The 15,427-nt window shown below is 69.9% G+C and carries 17 protein-coding genes; 10 read left to right on the forward strand and 7 right to left on the reverse strand.

The features are described from left to right. The first annotated feature begins 52 nt into the window (after positions 1-52). The 10 genes from fliI to DWB05_RS06335 all read left to right on the forward strand — a co-directional run bounded on the left by fliI (position 53) and on the right by DWB05_RS06335 (position 8,557). Positions 53-1,417, forward strand: coding sequence for a flagellar protein export ATPase FliI (fliI, locus tag DWB05_RS06290; protein ID WP_114376075.1), 1,365 nt, complete (start codon positions 53-55; stop codon positions 1,415-1,417). Positions 1,418-1,433: 16 nt separating this feature from the next. Beyond that, positions 1,434-1,832: a hypothetical protein gene (locus DWB05_RS06295; protein ID WP_114376077.1), complete on the forward strand. Its 399-nt coding sequence runs from the start codon at positions 1,434-1,436 to the stop codon at positions 1,830-1,832. Positions 1,833-2,129: 297 nt separating this feature from the next. Next, a complete protein-coding gene (mdh, locus tag DWB05_RS06300; protein WP_114376079.1) occupies positions 2,130-3,083 on the forward strand; it encodes a malate dehydrogenase in 954 nt (317 codons plus the stop codon). A 31-nt stretch (positions 3,084-3,114) separates the two neighbouring features. Beyond that, positions 3,115-4,311 carry an ADP-forming succinate--CoA ligase subunit beta gene (sucC, locus tag DWB05_RS06305; protein ID WP_114376081.1) on the forward strand — a complete coding sequence of 399 codons (1,197 nt, stop codon included), beginning with the start codon at positions 3,115-3,117 and terminating at the stop codon, positions 4,309-4,311. A gap of 2 nt (positions 4,312-4,313) precedes the next feature. Then, complete coding sequence (gene sucD, locus DWB05_RS06310) at positions 4,314-5,189, forward strand: succinate--CoA ligase subunit alpha (protein WP_114376083.1); 876 nt, start codon at positions 4,314-4,316, stop codon at positions 5,187-5,189. Between the two features lie 124 nt (positions 5,190-5,313). Continuing rightward, a complete protein-coding gene (locus DWB05_RS06315) occupies positions 5,314-5,568 on the forward strand; it encodes a hypothetical protein (RefSeq protein WP_114376085.1) in 255 nt (84 codons plus the stop codon). Between the two features lie 23 nt (positions 5,569-5,591). Continuing rightward, the gene (locus tag DWB05_RS06320) at positions 5,592-6,221 is read left to right on the forward strand and encodes a hypothetical protein (RefSeq protein ID WP_114376087.1); all 630 of its coding nucleotides are present in this window, start codon (positions 5,592-5,594) and stop codon (positions 6,219-6,221) included. A 37-nt stretch (positions 6,222-6,258) separates the two neighbouring features. Beyond that, complete coding sequence (locus DWB05_RS06325; RefSeq protein ID WP_114376089.1) at positions 6,259-6,651, forward strand: hypothetical protein; 393 nt, start codon at positions 6,259-6,261, stop codon at positions 6,649-6,651. Between the two features lie 43 nt (positions 6,652-6,694). After that, positions 6,695-8,008, forward strand: a complete 1,314-nt coding sequence (locus DWB05_RS06330) for a PASTA domain-containing protein (RefSeq protein ID WP_114376092.1) — start codon at positions 6,695-6,697, stop codon at positions 8,006-8,008. 75 nt (positions 8,009-8,083) lie between these two features. Beyond that, on the forward strand, positions 8,084-8,557 hold the full coding sequence (locus tag DWB05_RS06335; protein ID WP_114376094.1) for a DsrE family protein: 474 nt from the start codon (positions 8,084-8,086) through the stop codon (positions 8,555-8,557). Positions 8,558-8,587: 30 nt separating this feature from the next. Here the strand turns inward: DWB05_RS06335 and lepA are convergent, their stop codons facing one another. The 7 genes from lepA to rpmI form a co-directional block, all read right to left on the reverse strand. Beyond that, on the reverse strand, positions 8,588-10,393 hold the full coding sequence (lepA, locus tag DWB05_RS06340) for a translation elongation factor 4 (RefSeq protein WP_114376097.1): 1,806 nt from the start codon (positions 10,391-10,393) through the stop codon (positions 8,588-8,590). 97 nt (positions 10,394-10,490) lie between these two features. Then, positions 10,491-10,826 (reverse strand): hypothetical protein, encoded by a 336-nt coding sequence (locus tag DWB05_RS06345; RefSeq protein ID WP_114376100.1) that lies wholly within the window; start codon positions 10,824-10,826, stop codon positions 10,491-10,493. A 9-nt stretch (positions 10,827-10,835) separates the two neighbouring features. Next, positions 10,836-11,039: a hypothetical protein gene (locus DWB05_RS06350; RefSeq protein WP_114376102.1), complete on the reverse strand. Its 204-nt coding sequence runs from the start codon at positions 11,037-11,039 to the stop codon at positions 10,836-10,838. A 21-nt stretch (positions 11,040-11,060) separates the two neighbouring features. Then, complete coding sequence (pheT, locus tag DWB05_RS06355; RefSeq protein ID WP_114376104.1) at positions 11,061-13,484, reverse strand: phenylalanine--tRNA ligase subunit beta; 2,424 nt, start codon at positions 13,482-13,484, stop codon at positions 11,061-11,063. An 89-nt stretch (positions 13,485-13,573) separates the two neighbouring features. After that, complete coding sequence (gene pheS, locus DWB05_RS06360; protein WP_232818414.1) at positions 13,574-14,665, reverse strand: phenylalanine--tRNA ligase subunit alpha; 1,092 nt, start codon at positions 14,663-14,665, stop codon at positions 13,574-13,576. Positions 14,666-14,709: 44 nt separating this feature from the next. Then, the gene (gene rplT, locus DWB05_RS06365) at positions 14,710-15,072 is read right to left on the reverse strand and encodes a 50S ribosomal protein L20 (protein WP_114376106.1); all 363 of its coding nucleotides are present in this window, start codon (positions 15,070-15,072) and stop codon (positions 14,710-14,712) included. A 31-nt stretch (positions 15,073-15,103) separates the two neighbouring features. Continuing rightward, the gene (gene rpmI, locus DWB05_RS06370) at positions 15,104-15,307 is read right to left on the reverse strand and encodes a 50S ribosomal protein L35 (protein WP_114376108.1); all 204 of its coding nucleotides are present in this window, start codon (positions 15,305-15,307) and stop codon (positions 15,104-15,106) included. Positions 15,308-15,427 lie beyond the last annotated feature (120 nt).

Consider the following 15,427-nt stretch of genomic DNA (forward strand, 5'->3'; position numbering starts at 1 on the left):
AGGCGCCATTGGCGATCGCTTAACGGACCGCTTGGCACTGTGCGGGGCCAGGATGCCTGCTTCCGCCACCACCGCCGAGCTTTCGGTCGCCGAGCGTTTCGAGGCCTTCGCCGCCGCCGTCGCCGCCTTGCCGTTCGCCCGCATCCGCGGCCGCATCGTCGGCCTCACCGGGCTGATGGTGGAGGTCGATGGCATCGCCCGCCTGCTCGCGGTGGGGGACAGGCTGGTCGCGACCGCGCGCGACGGCCGGGCGGTACCGCTCGAGGTGGTCGGTTTCCGTGGCGGCTTGGCCCAGGCGATGGCGCTCGGCGATCTCGCGGGTCTCGGCCCCGGGCTGTGGGCGGAGCGCGTCGGTGCGCCCGGGCTTGCGCCGTCCGATGCTTGGCTCGGGCGGGTGATCGATCCGCTCGGCGCGCCGATCGACGGCAAGGGGCCCCTGCCGCGCGGGCGGCAGATGCGGCCCGTGCGCGCCTCGCCGCCGCCAGCCACGGCGCGCGCGCGCCTCGGCCCCCGTCTCGGCTTGGGCGTGCGCGTGCTCGACCTGTTCACCGCCTGCCGGGAAGGCCAGCGCCTGGGTCTGTTCGCCGCCTCCGGGGTGGGCAAATCGACGCTCATGGCCTCCCTCGCCCGCAAGGCGGAATGCGATGTCGCCGTCATCGCTCTGGTGGGTGAGCGCGGGCGCGAGGTGCGCGAGTTCGTCGAGGACGATCTCGGCCCCGAGGGGATGGCGCGTTCCGTCGTCGTCGTCGCCACCTCGGACGCGCCGCCGCTTCTCCGCCGCGAAGCCGCGCTCGCCGCCATGACGGTGGCCGAGCATTTCCGCGATCGGGGGAAGCGCGTGCTGCTGATGATGGACAGCGTGACGCGCTTCTGTCTCGCGCTCCGCGAGATCGGCCTGTCCGCCGGCGAGCCGCCCACCACGCGCGGCTACCCGCCGTCCGTGTTCGCCGAACTGCCGCGGCTCCTCGAGCGCGCGGGGCCGGGGCTCGAAGGGTCGGGCGGCTCGATCACCGGGCTGTTCACCGTCCTCGTCGAGGGCGACGATCACGACGAGCCGGTGGCGGACGCGGTGCGCGGCATCCTCGACGGACACGTCGTGCTCGATCGCCGCATCGGCGAACGCGGCCGCTACCCGGCCGTCGACGTGCTGCGGAGCGTCAGCCGGGCAGCGAACGGGGTGCTTGATGCGCGCGAACGCGCGCTCATCGCCCGTGCGCGCCGCCTGCTCTCCCTCTACGCCGATCTCGAGGACATGGTGCGGCTCGGTGCCTATCGCCCAGGCAACGACGCCGAGGCCGATGAGGCCGTTCGCCTCGCCCCGGAGATCGAAAAACTCCTCGCCCAGGAGAAGGACGAGGTCTCGCCCCCGGCCGAGGCCTTCGCCCGCCTCGCCGCAGTGTTGGGCGAACCGATGTGATCGTCAGGGCAGGATCATGAGCCGTCGCACCGACCCCTTCGCCACCTTGCTGAAGCTCCGCCGCGCCGAGGTCGAGGAAGCCCGGCGGGATCTCGCCGATGCGCTGGCTCAGGCGGCGGCCCATGCCACGGAGGCGCGCGAGGCCTTCGCCGCGCTCGAGCGTGAGGCGGCCTCCGACCCGGCCCTCTACGCCGCCTGGTTGCCGCGCGGCATCGAACGCGCGCTCAGTGCCGCCGCCAAGGCGCAAGCGTCGGAACAGGCGGTGGAAGCGGCCCGCCTCGCGCTCGCCGAAGCCCGCGCGGCCGAACGTGCGGTGGAGGTGATGGCGGAACGCCGGGCGGCCGACGAGGCGCGCCGGCGCGCCCGCAAGGAGCAGGCGGCCCTGGACGAGGCTGGCCAGCGCCGCGCGGGTTGACCTGCCTGGGCGCCGACATTCGGCCCTCGCGCATCACCGGGCCAGGCAGGGTGCAGCCTCACCCCGGGCCGCGATCGGACCGGGCCGAGATTGGTGGCCGGCGCTCACGTCTGCTGCGGCACCGCGTCGCCGCCGGAGCGGCCCCCGGCTCGATGCGCATGTCCGGCCGGGCGGCGGGACGGCGCGACCTCGCCTTGTCGCGCCGCGGCAAACGGGCTACGGGAGCCTCGCCTTCCCACGGCCGAGGCAGGAGCCCCCTCCACCTCCCCGTTCGCACGTCCCACGGAGCAACCCGGCATGGCCCGCAAGAAGATCGCGCTGATCGGCGCCGGCAACATCGGCGGCACGCTCGCCCACCTGATCGGTCTGAAGGAGCTCGGCGACGTCGTGCTGTTCGACGTCTTCGCCGGTGTCGCCGCCGGCAAGGCGCTCGACATCATGCAGTCGGGGCCCGTTGAAGGGTTCGACGCGATGATGAGCGGCGGCAACGACTATGCCGCCATCGCGGGTTCGGACGTCGTCATCATCACCGCGGGCTTCCCGCGCCAGCCGGGCATGAGCCGCGACGACCTCGTCGCCAAGAACGCCGGCGTCATCGCCCAGGTGGCGGAAGGGGTGAGGACGCACTGCCCCGACGCCTTCGTCATCGTCATCACCAACCCACTCGATGCGATGGTCTGGGTGTTCCGCGAGAAGTCGGGCCTGCCGCATCATCGCGTGGTCGGCATGGCGGGCGTGCTCGACTCGGCGCGCTTTCGCCTCTTCCTCGCGCACGAGTTCAACGTCTCGGTCGAGGACGTGACGGCCTTCGTCCTCGGCGGCCATGGCGACACCATGGTTCCCCTCGTCCGCTACTCGACCGTCGCCGGCATCCCCCTCCCCGACCTCATCGCCATGGGCTGGACGACGCGCGAGCGGATCGATGCCATCGTGGAACGCACGCGGAACGGTGGCGGCGAGATCGTCAAGCTGCTCGAGAAGGGCTCGGCCTACTACGCGCCGGCCGCCTCCGCCATCGCCATGGCGGAGAGCTACCTCAAGGACAAGAGGCGGGTGCTCCCCTGCGCGGCTTGGCTCACCGGCCAGTACGGCGTGCGCGACCTCTATGTCGGCGTGCCGGTGGTGATCGGCGCCAACGGTGTCGAACGCGTCGTCGAGATCGCGCTGAACGATGAGGAGAGGGCTGCCTTCGTCCGCTCCTGCGAGGCGGTGCGCGAGCTGATCGAGGCCGCCCGTCGCCTGGTCGGCTGAACCCGCACGCCGCCGCGGAAGGGAGGTCGCGATGAACATCCACGAGTACCAGGCGAAGGAGCTCCTGCGGAAATACGGCGTCGCCGTGCTGCAGGGCGGGGTGGCGTGGACCGCCGACGAGGCGGGGCGCATCGCCGCCTCGCTGCCGGGCCCCGTGTCGGTGGTGAAGGCGCAGATCCACGCCGGCGGGCGCGGCAAGGGCCGTTTCGAAGGCGATTCGTCGGGCAAAGGCGGCGTGCGACTCGCCCGCTCGCCCGAGGAGGCGGCCGAGCACGCGCGCGCCATGCTCGGGCATGTCCTCGTCACCGCCCAGACGGGACCGGCGGGGAAGAAGGTGCAGCGCGTCTACGTCGAAGAGGGCTGCGACATCGCGCGCGAACTCTACCTGGGTCTTCTCGTCGATCGCGGGGCGGGGCGGGTCGCCGTCATCGCCTCCTCGGAAGGCGGGGTGGAAATCGAGGAAGTCGCCGCCACACACCCGGAACGGATCCTGCGCGAGACGATCGATCCGGCAACCGGGCTGATGCCCTTCCAGGCGCGCAAGCTCGCTTTCGGGCTCGGGCTCAAGGGCAAGGAGGTCGCCCAGTTCACCGCCTTCGTCACGGCGGCGGCGCGCGCCTTCGTCGACCTCGATTGCGGCATCCTCGAGATCAACCCGCTCGTGGTGACGAAGGACGGCGCGGTGGTCGCGCTCGATGCCAAGATGGCCTTCGACGACAACGCCCTGTTCCGTCACCCCGACCTCGCCGCCTTGCGCGACGAGACGGAGATGGACCCTCGCGAGCTCGAGGCCGCCAAGCACGATCTCAACTACGTGGCGCTCGACGGCAACATCGGCTGCATGGTCAACGGCGCGGGCCTCGCCATGGCGACGATGGACATCATCAAGCTCTACGGCGGCGAGCCCGCCAACTTCCTCGATGTCGGCGGTGGGGCGACGAAGGAGCGCGTGACCGCGGCGTTCAAGATCATCCTCTCCGACCCGAAGGTGGAAGGGATCCTGGTCAACATCTTCGGCGGCATCATGCGCTGCGACGTGATCGCGGAAGGCGTGGTGGCGGCCGCGCGCGAAGTGAGCCTCAACGTTCCCCTCGTGGTCCGGCTCGAGGGCACGAACGTGGAGCTCGGCAAGCGCATCCTCGCCGCTTCGGGCCTGCCGATCGTCTCGGCCGACAACCTGGCCGACGCAGCGGAGAAGATCGTGCGCGAAGTGAAGAAGGCGGCCTGACGATGGCGATCCTGGTCGATCACACCACCAAGGTCATCACCCAGGGCTTCACCGGCGCGCAAGGGACGTTCCACTCGGAACAGGCGATCGCCTACGGCACGAAACTGGTCGGCGGCGTGACACCGGGCAAGGGCGGCACGACTCATCTCGATCTGCCGGTGTTCGACACCGTGGCCGAGGCGGTGGCGAAGACCGGCGCCACGGCTTCGGCCATCTACGTGCCGCCCCCTTTCGCGGCGGATGCGATCCTGGAGGCGATCGACGCCGGGCTCGAGCTCGTGGTGTGCATCACCGAAGGCATTCCCGTCCTCGACATGGTGCGCGTGAAGCGCGTGCTGGCGGGGTCGAAGACGCGGCTGATCGGGCCCAATTGTCCGGGCGTGATCACGCCCGATGCATGCAAGATCGGCATCATGCCGGGCCACATCCACCGCCGCGGCAAGGTGGGAATCGTCTCCCGTTCCGGCACCCTGACCTACGAGGCGGTGGCGCAGACGACCGCCGCCGGGCTCGGCCAATCCACCTGTGTGGGCATCGGCGGGGATCCGGTGAAGGGGATGGACTTCATCGACGTGCTCGAACTCTTCCTCGCCGACCCCGAGACCGAGGCGATCATCATGATCGGCGAGATCGGCGGCCAGAGCGAGGTGGAGGCGGCGGACTTCATCCGGCGTTCGGGAACGAAGAAGCCCGTCGTCGGGTTCATTGCCGGCACCACCGCCCCGCCGGGGCGGCGCATGGGCCATGCCGGGGCCGTCATCTCCGGCGGCAAGGACACCGCGCAGTACAAGATCGAGGCCATGCGCAGCGCCGGCATCCACGTCGCCGACAGCCCGGCCGCTCTCGGCAGCACCATGGTGAAAGCACTGCGCGGTTGACGCCGTTCGCCGAGTTCCGGACGCCGGGCTCGGCGAGCAGGAACGCCAGCCAAACATTTTCGTTGACGCAAAGGAAAAAGTTCCTTAGGTTTCGCGACGGTTGCCGAGAGCCGTGTCGCGAAGGATGTCAGAGCGTCACTTCCTCATCCTGGCCGAAGGCCCGAACGCGCAGCGGCGCGTGACGGAACTGGTCCGCGGCTCGGGCGGCCGTGTCGTGATCGCGCTGGCATCGGGTGCCGTGATCGCCCGTTTCGCCGAGGCGATGAAAGAGGCTGTCGCTGCCCTGCCCGGCGTGCGGCACCTTGGCGGGGTCGAACTCGCGCCCCGCCCGATCCGCCGCATCCGCCTTGACCTTGATGGCCGGCCGGTCGGCGGCTGAACCGAAACCCGGAGGACAGATCCATGGCAGTCACCCAGCGCAGCGTCGGCCAGGCCCTTCTCGACGTGCCGTTTCCAGAGATGGTCGAGAAGCTCGCCCTCGCGATCGCCGAGGCGCAGATGGCGCTCGACCTCAACAGCGTGAAGACGGCGCAGGCCCTCGCCAACACCACTCTGCCCGAGGGCACGGTGGTGGTCGCGATCAAGGAGACCGTCGATGCCGACGGCAACGTCACCAACACCGAGGTTCTGTACAACGACAAGGAGATGCCGCTCCTCGTCTACGGCATCAACCCGACCTTCTATGCCTTCAGCGAGACGGTGATCGAGGTGAAGATGGCGATCACCATGGCGGTGGAGCGCGCGACGAAGTTCGATTTCGGCCAGACCTTCAGCTATCAGAACAAGACCAAGTTCAACGCCGCCTTCCAGTCCGGCGGCTTGCTCAAGCTGCTGGCGGGTTCGGCCAAGGCGAGCGTGGAGAACACGACCACGGTCGCCTACAGCGCGACGATGAACGCCTCCTACACCGGCAAGTTCAACTACAAGGAGGAGGGTGCGAGCCTGCTGCGCACCGTGCTGCGCCCCGTACCGCCGCCGCAACGGACCATCCCCAAGATCACGGTGGCGCAACCCGCGGGCCCCACGCCCTGAACGGCAGTCTCACGACCCAGCGGAAGGACGGTGCGCCGTGCCGACGGACATCGAGGACGTGCTGGTCCGCCCCCTCGGCGAGGTGCTCGCCAAGGTGGCGGACGGCGTGGCCCAGGCGCAGAGGACCATGGACCTCGCCGCCATCGCGACCCAGACGCTGATCGACAACGATCCGGTGCTATCGGGCTACGGGCTGCAGGCGACATGGTACCACATGCCCGAAGTCACGCTCGAGTTGAGGCTCTCGCTCAGCCTGCAGCGCAGTGCGAAGACCGACAGCGGCGGGCGCATCGTCGAGCGCAGTCTTTCGTTGCTGGCCGCCCCGCATAACGCTCGGGTGCAGAACACCCTCGGCCTCGAGGTCCAGGGAACGAGCACGCTGAAGGCCCGCATCGTCTCCGTCCCGCCGCCGCCGCGCCAGTCCGCCTGAGCGAATAAGGCATACGCTTCGCGGACGTGAGAAGGACGGGACGATGCCCCAAGACGATCGGTTCGATCAGCGCCTCGGCGAAATCGAACGGCGGCTGAAGGCGCTGGACGAGCGCCTCTCCGCCGTCGAGAGGTTTTGCGGCGATCGCAGCGCTTCCGATGAGGCGGCGCTGCGCAGCCGGATCGTGGCGCTGGAGGCGGAGAAGCAGAAGCTCGCCGATCGGCTCGCCGCGCTGAGTGCCGATCGCACGCAGGCGCGACCCGAGCAGGTGACGGAGGCGTTTCGACGCGCGGTGGAAACGATGCAGTCCGCCCTCCGCCCTCGGCCGGGTGATCGCATCGGCTACGCCGTCAACGAGCTTGAGGTTGGGCTGAAGAGCCTGCTCGCGCTCGAGAAGGACGGCTCGCTCGCCTTCGTCCTCCCCACGCCGGCCGACCGTTTCGAGCCCGGCCAGCTCACCGAGGTGCGCTTCAGCCTTCGTGCCACCATGGCCGCAGAGGTCGAGGCTGCCCTCATCGCCGTTCCCGCGCTCCTCGGTCTGCCGCGCGATGCGGCGCTCGAGGCGCTCGCCCGGGCCGGGCTGAAGCCCGGCCGAGTGAGCGAGCGCGAGAGCCGCTACCCGCCCGGTACCGTGGTCGACCAGGCGCCGCAGCCGGGGGTCGAGGTCGCTGCCGATCGCCTGGTCGATCTGGTCGTTGCGATACCGCTCCGCTCCGAGGTGCCGGACGTCATCGGCCTGCCGATCGAGACGGCCATCGCGCGGCTTGAGCAGGCGGTGCTGGTGCTGGGTGAGAGAACCGAGCGGATGACGCGCGATGCGGCCGAGAACACGGTTGTCGAGCAGCGCCCCGCGGCCGGGACGCGCGTGGATCGAGGCAGCGCCGTCGCCGTCGTGGTCGCGAAGGCGCCGCCCGCAACCGTGCTCGTGCCGGCACTGCGCGGCCAACCGCTGCGGGCGGCGGAGGCAGCCCTCGGCGCGTCGCGCCTTTCGCTCGGCAAGGTCACGAGGCAGCCCAACGGGCGTCCAGGCCTCGTCCTCGCCCAGGAGCCGAAGCCCGGGACGGAGGTTGCGCCCGGTACCGCCGTCGACGTCGTCGTCGCGGCCGAACCCGAAGTTGACACGCTGATCGCGCGGGCCGTGGAGGCTGCAGCCGGCACGCGCGCCGGCATCAGCGGCAAACTGCTCGGTGAACGGCTGCGCGCGCTCGGGCTGAAAAGCTATGCGGAGTTCGCGGCCCTCGCCAACGCGCCCCTCGAAGAACTGCAGAAGAAGATCGGCGCGCCCACCCCGCGCGGCCTCCTCGACGCCCAGGCGGCCCTGCGCAAGGCACTGGACGGAAACGGGGAGGGCCCCTGATCGCAGCGGGCTCTTGACGGCACGGCCGGCGAAGTCGGAGGCTCATCGAGCAAGCTTAACGATGGGGAGGGAACCATGACCGACCGTCCGCGCCGTCTGTCGCGCCGGGCCGCCCTGCCGGCCCTCGCCGCCGCGGCAGCCGCCGCTCCGGCCGCCGCGCAAGCTTCGTCGCCGGGTCCGTTCAAGGTCGTCTACCACCTGAACCAGCCGGGCGGTGAGGACTTCGCCTACTACCGCCAGATGCTGCGCAACATCCGCAACCACCTCAGCATCAATCCGCCCGAGGGGATCGATCTGCGGGTGGTGATGCACGGGCCCGGGATCAACCTGCTACGCCGCGCCGCCAAGGCGGACCCGCAGATCGCTGCCACGGTGGACGAGCTCAAGCTGAAAGGGGTGAAGTTCCAGATTTGCCGCATCACCCTGCAACTCGACAACATCAAGCTGTCCGAACTCTACGACGCGGATGAGGGCGACCTCGTGCAGTCGGGCGTATTCGAGGTGATGCGCCTGCAGCAGCGCGAGGGTTTCGCCTACCTCAAGATCTGACGGCGGGCGCGGAGGCGGTGGCGCGCCGCCTCACGCGTCCATCTTCAGAGCGGCGAGGAAGGCGGACTGCGGGATCTCCACCTTGCCGAACTGGCGCATCCGCTTCTTGCCCTCCTTCTGCTTCTCCAGCAGCTTGCGCTTGCGCGTGATGTCGCCGCCGTAGCACTTGGCGGTGACGTCCTTGGCGAGGGCGGAGATCGTCTCGCGCGCGATGATGCGGCCGCCGATCGCGGCCTGGATCGCGATCTTGAACAGCTGGCGCGGGATCAGCTCCTTCAGCTTCTCGCAGATCGCCCGTCCGCGCTTCTCCGCCTGCGACCGGTGCGCGATGAAGGCGAGCGCATCGACCGGATCGCCGTTGACCAGGATGGAAATCTTGACGAGGTCGGATCGCTCGTAGCCGTCCATCACGTAGTCGAAACTGGCATAGCCGCGGCTCACCGACTTCAGCCGGTCGTAAAAGTCGAACACCACCTCGTTCAGCGGCAACCGATACACCGCCATCGCGCGGTTGCCCACATAGGTGAGATCGACCTGCACGCCGCGCCGTTCGTTGCAGAGCGTGAGGATGGCGCCGAGATGCTCGTCGGGGACGAAGATGGTCGCCTTGATCCACGGCTCCTCGATGTACTCGATGCGCGACGGGTCCGGCATGTCGGCCGGGTTGTGCAACTCCATCGTCTCGCCGTTGGTCAGGTGCACGCGGTAGACGACGGAGGGCGCGGTCGCGATCAGGTCGAGGTCGAACTCGCGCGCGAGCCGCTCCTGCACGATCTCGAGGTGAAGGAGCCCCAGGAAGCCGCAGCGGAAGCCGAAGCCGAGCGCGGCGGAAGTTTCGGGTTCGTAGTGGAATGCGGCGTCGTTCAGCCTCAGCTTGGCCAGGCTCTCGCGCAGCTTCTCGAAATCGTCGGCATCGGTCGGATAGAGACCGCACCAGACGACGGGGACGGAAGGCTTGAAGCCCGGCAGCGGTTCGGCGGCAGGGTTGCGATCATCGGTGATCGTGTCGCCCACCGAACAGTCCGCCACCGTCTTGATGCCGGCGGTGATGTAGCCCATCTCGCCGGGGCCGAGATCCTCCACCGGCACCATCTTCGGCGTGAACACGCCGACCGCCTCGACGGTGTGCACCGCGCCTGTGCTCATGAAGCGGATGCGCTGCCCCTTGCGCAGCCGTCCGTCCTTCACCCGCACGAGCACGACCACGCCGAGATAGGAGTCGTACCAGGAGTCGACGAGAAGCGCCTTGGTCGGCGCCGCCTCGTCGCCCTTCGGCGGCGGCAGGCGGGTGACGATCGCCTCCAGCACCTGGTCGATGTTCAGCCCCGTCTTCGCCGAGATCAGCACGGCGTCATCGGCCGGCAGGCCGATCACGTCCTCGATCTGCTGCTTGACGCGATCGGGTTCCGCCGCCGGCAGGTCGATCTTGTTCAGCACCGGCACGATCTCGTGCCCGGCGTCGATCGCCTGATAGACGTTGGCGAGCGTCTGCGCCTCCACCCCTTGCGAGGCATCGACCACCAGGAGCGAGCCCTCACAGGCGGCGAGGCTGCGCGACACCTCGTAGGCGAAGTCGACGTGCCCCGGCGTGTCCATCAGGTTCAGCACGTAGGTTTCGCCGTCCTTGGCACGCCAGGTGAGGCGCACCGTCTGCGCCTTGATGGTGATTCCCCGCTCGCGCTCGAGCTCCATCGAGTCGAGCACCTGCTCCTTCATCTCGCGCTCGGACAGCGCGCCGCAGGCCTGGATCAGGCGGTCGGCGAGGGTCGATTTGCCGTGGTCGATGTGCGCGATGATCGCGAAGTTGCGGATGCGCGAGAGGGGCGTGTCGGTCATGGCCCTGTCCGTCGGGCGGCGGCCCGGCTGCCGGTGAGCGTCGATGTCTGCGACTTAGGGCAATCGCGCGCCTTGTCAAACCGGCGGTGGTCGCCTTTCAGCCGCGCCCCCCTCGCCCGAAATAGTAGCCGAGGACGAGCGTGACGACCGGCAGCACCACCGATTTCAGGACGTCCAGGACATTCTGGCTGAGGCTGGACCAGTTGTCCGAGGCGTAGGACGCGATCACCAGCACGATGATGCTGGCCAGGAGTGCGACGGCGAATACCACCATGACGATCATCGTCACGGTCGAGCGGTCACGCGTCTCGGCCTCGCGTTCGACACGCTCCAGGGTCTTCTCGGCCGTCTCGACGAAGCGCCGTTCCCGCGCAAGTTGCTCGAGAAGTCGGCTCGCCTCCAGACGGGGCGGGTCACCCTGCTCGCCGCCCATCGGACGGACTCACGCCCGCTGGATCGAGGTTTCCACCGTTTCCCGCAGGCGGCTTGCGACATCGAGCAGCCGCTTCGCCGTCTCGACCAGGCTGCGCGCGATCTCCGGATCGTTCACCCGTTCGGCGTCGCGCAGCAGGCGCTCTCCGGCGTCGAGAATTTCGCGATTGGCGTCCAGGAGACGGCGCGTTTCGGGCGATGGTGGCGAAGCCATGCTGGTCCCCGCTGTCGAACGTCAGGACCTTAGCACCGCCCCCGTCGCCTTCGCCACCGCGCCCACCACGCGCTGGGCCAGCGCCTCGAGCTCGGCGTCCGTCAGCGTCCTCTCGCGCGGCTGGATGGTGACGGCGACGGCGAGGCTCTTCTTGCCGGGCTCGATGCCGCGGCCGCGATAGACGTCGAACAGCTCCACCCGCTCGATCAGCGCACGGTCTGCCGACCGCGCGGCCCGCAGCACGGCCTCCGCCGCCACCGCCTCGTCGACGACGAAGGCGAAATCACGCAACACGGGCTGGAAGGCGGGCAGGTCGGGGTTGCCGCGCCGCTTGCGCCGGGGCGGCGCGATCGCGCCGAGATCGAGCTCGAACACCGCAACCGGGCCCGCGAGGTCGAGCGCGGCGAGCACGCGCGGATGGAGTTCACCGAACAGGCCCAGAGTGACCTTCGGGCCCGCGCGCAGCAGCGCGGAGCGGCCCGGGTGCAGCCAGGCGGGCGGTTCCGGCACCACCTGCACGCCGTCGAGATTGATCCCGAGAGCGGCGAGCACGGCGAAGGCGTCGCCCTTGGCGTCGATCGCATCGATGGGGCGCGACGGCTGCGCCCAGTGCCGCGGCGTGGTTCCGGCGCGAAGCCCGGCGGCGACCAGGCTCTGCTCGCCCGGCTCTCCCCCCTGGAAGGCGGGGCCGATCTCGAAGAGGGCGACGTCGGGGAAGCCCCGCGCGGCATTGCGCCCCGCCGCCGCGGCCAGGGTGGCGAGAACGGTCGGGCGCAGCGAGTCGAGATCGGAGGCGATCGGGTTGAGAAGGCGGCGTGCGTCGTCCCCGCCGCCGAACAGGGCGGCCAACCGGCCGTCCATGAAGGAGAAGGTGACGCACTCGGCAAGCCCCCGCGCGGCAAGCACGCGCCGGGCGGTGGCGGCGCGCGCCATGCCGGGGGTCAGCGAGGGTGGCGGTACCGCCCTGGCCCTGCCCGAGTCGTCCTTCAGCGGCGGCATCGGCGCGGCGGGAACCGTGTCCAGCCCGACGATGCGCAGCACCTCCTCGATCAGGTCGTACTCGGCCTGCGGGTCGGGTTCGCCAGCGCAGTCGTTGCGCCAGGTGGGGATGCGGACGGTGATGCGATCGGCATCGCGCGACACCGTCTCGAAGCCGAGGCGATCGAGGATGGCGCAGGCCTCCTCCGCCGGCACGGCGAGCCCGCCGAAGGTTTCGAGACGGGAGAAGCGCAAGGACGCGGTCCGGCGCGTGCGTGGTTCCTCGCCGGCTTCCACGATCTCCGACGCCTCGCCGCCGCAGAGCTCGAGGATCATCCTCGTCGCCGCCTCGGTCGCTTCGCGCATGATGCCGGCATCGATGCCGCGCTCGAAGCGGTAGCGCGCATCGGTGGTAATGCCGTGGCGGCGCCCGGAATTGGCGATCGCGACGGGATCGAACAGGGCGACTTCAAGGAACACCTCGGTGGTCGCCTCGGTGCAGCCCGTCTCCTCGCCACCGACGATGCCGGCGAGCGCGCGTGCCCCCTGCGCATCGGCGATGACGCAGTCGGCCTCCGTCACCGTCACCTCACGCCCATGCAGGCCGCGGAAGGTCTCGCCGCGGCCACCCCGCATGGTGAGCACGCCGCCCTCGAGCGTGCCGGCGTCGAAGACGTGCAGGGGGCGGCCGAGATCGAGGGTGAAGAAGTTGGTGACGTCCACGAGCGCGCTGATCGGCCTGAGGCCCACGCTCTCCAGACGCCGACGCAACCATTCCGGTGACGGACCGTTGCGCACGCCGCGAATGTACCGCCCCAGCACCCAGGGGCAGGCCGGTGTTTCCGTCACCCAGCGGATGGGCGAGACGAAGGAAGCCGGCACCGGCTCCGCCCGCCAGGGCCGCAGCACGCCCAAGCCCGCCGCGGCGAGATCGCGCGCCACCCCGCGCACGGAGAGCGCATCGCCGCGATTGGGTGTGGCCTTGATCTCGATCACCGGGTCATCGAGCCCGGCCCAGTGCGCGTAAGCCACACCGACGGGGGCATCCTCGGGCAGTTCGACGATCCCCGTATGGTCCTCGCCCAACCCCATCTCGCGGGCGGAAAGGAGCATGCCCTCGGACACTTCGCCGCGGATCTGCCCGACCTTCAGCGTGATCCCGGTGCCCGGGATGGTGGCGCCGGGCAGGGCGAGCACGGCCTTCATACCGGTGCGCGCGTTCGGCGCGCCGCAGACGATGTTGAGCCGCCGGCCGTCGCCGGGATCGACCGTGCAGACGCGCAGCCGATCGGCGTTGGGGTGCGGCCGGGCCTCGAGCACGTGCGCGATGCGGAACGGGGCGAGCACGGCACCACGATCCTCCACCCCCTCGACCTCGAGGCCGATGGCGGAGAGCGTTTCCGCGATGCGCTCGACGGAGGCATCGGTGTCGAGATGCGTGCGCAGCCAGGAGAGGGTGAACTTCATCCCTGCGTCCTTCCCGTCACGCTGCCGTCACGACCCCCGACCGTCACGACACCCCCTGCCGTCCCCCTTTCCGCGTGCGGCCGTCCGGCTCAGCCGCTCAGCCCGGCGGCGAGCGAGGCGACGTCGTCGGGGCGGAAGCCGGTGGCGCGAAGCCAGCGGATGTCGCTCTCGTAGAAGGGGCGGAGATCGGTGATGCCGTGCTTGAGCATCGCGATGCGCTCGATGCCCATGCCGAAGGCGAAGCCCTGCCAGGCGCGATGGTCGATGCCGCCCGCCTCCAAAACCTTCGGGTGCACCATGCCGCTGCCCAGGATCTCCAGCCAATCCCCGCCGCGGCCGAGCTCGCCGGTGCGGCGGTTCCAGCCGATGTCCACCTCCATCGAGGGCTCGGTGAAGGGGAAGTAGGAGGCGCGGAAGCGCACCGGCAAATCGGGGATGCCGAAGAAGGCGCGCAGGAAGTCGACGATGCAGCCCTTGAGGTGGGCGAGTGTGATGTCGCGGTCGATCGCCAGACCCTCCACCTGATGGAACATCGGGGAGTGGGTGGCGTCGTGATCGGCCCGATAGGTGCGCCCCGGTGCGATGACGCGGAGTGGCGGCGGGTTGGCCAGCATCGCCCGAATCTGCACCGGCGAGGTGTGTGTGCGCAGGACCTTCTCATGCCCCTCGGCCGTTCGGCCGGGCAGGTAGAAGGTGTCGTGATCCTGGCGTGCTGGGTGATGGGGCGGAATGTTCAGTGCGCCGAAATTGAGCCAGTCGTCCTCCACGTCCGGCCCTTCGGCCACCGTGAACCCCATGGCGCCGAAGATGGCGACGATTTCCTCGATGGTGCGGCTGATCGGGTGGATCAGCCCCTCCGGCGAAGGCCGAGGCGGGAGGGTGACGTCGATCCGTTCGGCGGCGAGGCGGGCATCGAGGGCGGCGTCCTCGAGCACCCGCCGGCGCGCCTCGATCGCCGCCGTGATCGCATCCTTCAGCGCGTTCAGCGCCGCCCCGCGCGCCTTGCGGTCCTCGGGCGGGACGGCGCCGAGGGTCTTGAGGAGGGCGGTGACGGAGCCGTTCCTGCCCAGCGCTGCGACCCGCACCGCCTCGAGGGCGGCGAGATCGGAGCAGGCAGCGACGGCGGCGAGCGTCTCCGCCCGCAGCCGCTCGAGATCCTCCATGGTCGCGGTCGCGTCCATCGCGCGCGCCTTCGGCCCCCGTCCTCGACGCCAGGGCCGCCCGCTCAGGCGGCGGCGCGGGCGGCGAGCGCCTGGTCGACCACCTTGGCGAAGGCCGCCGGTTCGGCGAAGGCGAGCTCGGCCAGCACCTTGCGATCGAGCGCGATGCCGGCCTTCTTCGCCGCCGCGATGAACTGGCTGTAGGTCAGCCCCCGCTCGCGCACGGCGGCGTTGATGCGCTGGATCCACAGCGCACGGAACTCCCGCTTGCGCACCTTTCGGTCGCGATAGGCGTACTGAAGGCTCTTCTCGACCTTCTGCTTCGCCATGCGGATGGTGTTGCCCGCACGGCCGCGGAAGCCCTTCGCGCGCTCGAGAACCTTCTTGTGCCGGGCGTGCTTGGTCACGCCGCGCTTCACACGTGCCATCGTTCGCTCTCCTCGCCCTGTGCTCGCGTGCTCAGCCGAGCCCGTACGGCGTCCACTGCTTCACGGTGCGCGCGTCCATGTCGGTCAGCACCATGGTGCGGCGATTCTGCCGTTTCATCTTCTGGCTCTTGCAGGCGAGGTTGTGGCGCTTGAAGCCGTGGCCTGCCTTCACCTTGCCGGTGGCGGTGATCTTGAAGCGCTTCTTCACGCTCGACTTGGTCTTCAACTTGGGCATTTCGGCACCGTCCTTTCGTGAGCGAAGCCCGCCGTATGGGCGAGCGGCGGCGGCCGGGCATGCCCCAGCGCCCGGCGCGCACGCGGGAGGCGCGCCTATACGCCGCACCTCGCGGCGGCG

This window comes from Elioraea thermophila (ex Habib et al. 2022) (assembly GCF_003336755.1).
Taxonomy (GTDB): domain Bacteria; phylum Pseudomonadota; class Alphaproteobacteria; order Acetobacterales; family Acetobacteraceae; genus Elioraea; species Elioraea thermophila.

Coding starts and splice junctions, on each gene's coding strand:
- fliI (WP_114376075.1), top strand. CDS start 53: ATGCCTGCTTCCGCCACCACCGCCGAGCTTTCGGTCGCCGAGCGTTTC.
- DWB05_RS06295 (WP_114376077.1), top strand. CDS start 1,434: ATGAGCCGTCGCACCGACCCCTTCGCCACCTTGCTGAAGCTCCGCCGC.
- mdh (WP_114376079.1), top strand. CDS start 2,130: ATGGCCCGCAAGAAGATCGCGCTGATCGGCGCCGGCAACATCGGCGGC.
- sucC (WP_114376081.1), top strand. CDS start 3,115: ATGAACATCCACGAGTACCAGGCGAAGGAGCTCCTGCGGAAATACGGC.
- sucD (WP_114376083.1), top strand. CDS start 4,314: ATGGCGATCCTGGTCGATCACACCACCAAGGTCATCACCCAGGGCTTC.
- DWB05_RS06315 (WP_114376085.1), top strand. CDS start 5,314: ATGTCAGAGCGTCACTTCCTCATCCTGGCCGAAGGCCCGAACGCGCAG.
- DWB05_RS06320 (WP_114376087.1), top strand. CDS start 5,592: ATGGCAGTCACCCAGCGCAGCGTCGGCCAGGCCCTTCTCGACGTGCCG.
- DWB05_RS06330 (WP_114376092.1), top strand. CDS start 6,695: ATGCCCCAAGACGATCGGTTCGATCAGCGCCTCGGCGAAATCGAACGG.
- DWB05_RS06335 (WP_114376094.1), top strand. CDS start 8,084: ATGACCGACCGTCCGCGCCGTCTGTCGCGCCGGGCCGCCCTGCCGGCC.
- lepA (WP_114376097.1), bottom strand. CDS start 10,393: ATGACCGACACGCCCCTCTCGCGCATCCGCAACTTCGCGATCATCGCG.
- DWB05_RS06345 (WP_114376100.1), bottom strand. CDS start 10,826: ATGGGCGGCGAGCAGGGTGACCCGCCCCGTCTGGAGGCGAGCCGACTT.
- DWB05_RS06350 (WP_114376102.1), bottom strand. CDS start 11,039: ATGGCTTCGCCACCATCGCCCGAAACGCGCCGTCTCCTGGACGCCAAT.
- pheT (WP_114376104.1), bottom strand. CDS start 13,484: ATGAAGTTCACCCTCTCCTGGCTGCGCACGCATCTCGACACCGATGCC.
- pheS (WP_232818414.1), bottom strand. CDS start 14,665: ATGGACGCGACCGCGACCATGGAGGATCTCGAGCGGCTGCGGGCGGAG.
- rplT (WP_114376106.1), bottom strand. CDS start 15,072: ATGGCACGTGTGAAGCGCGGCGTGACCAAGCACGCCCGGCACAAGAAG.
- rpmI (WP_114376108.1), bottom strand. CDS start 15,307: ATGCCCAAGTTGAAGACCAAGTCGAGCGTGAAGAAGCGCTTCAAGATC.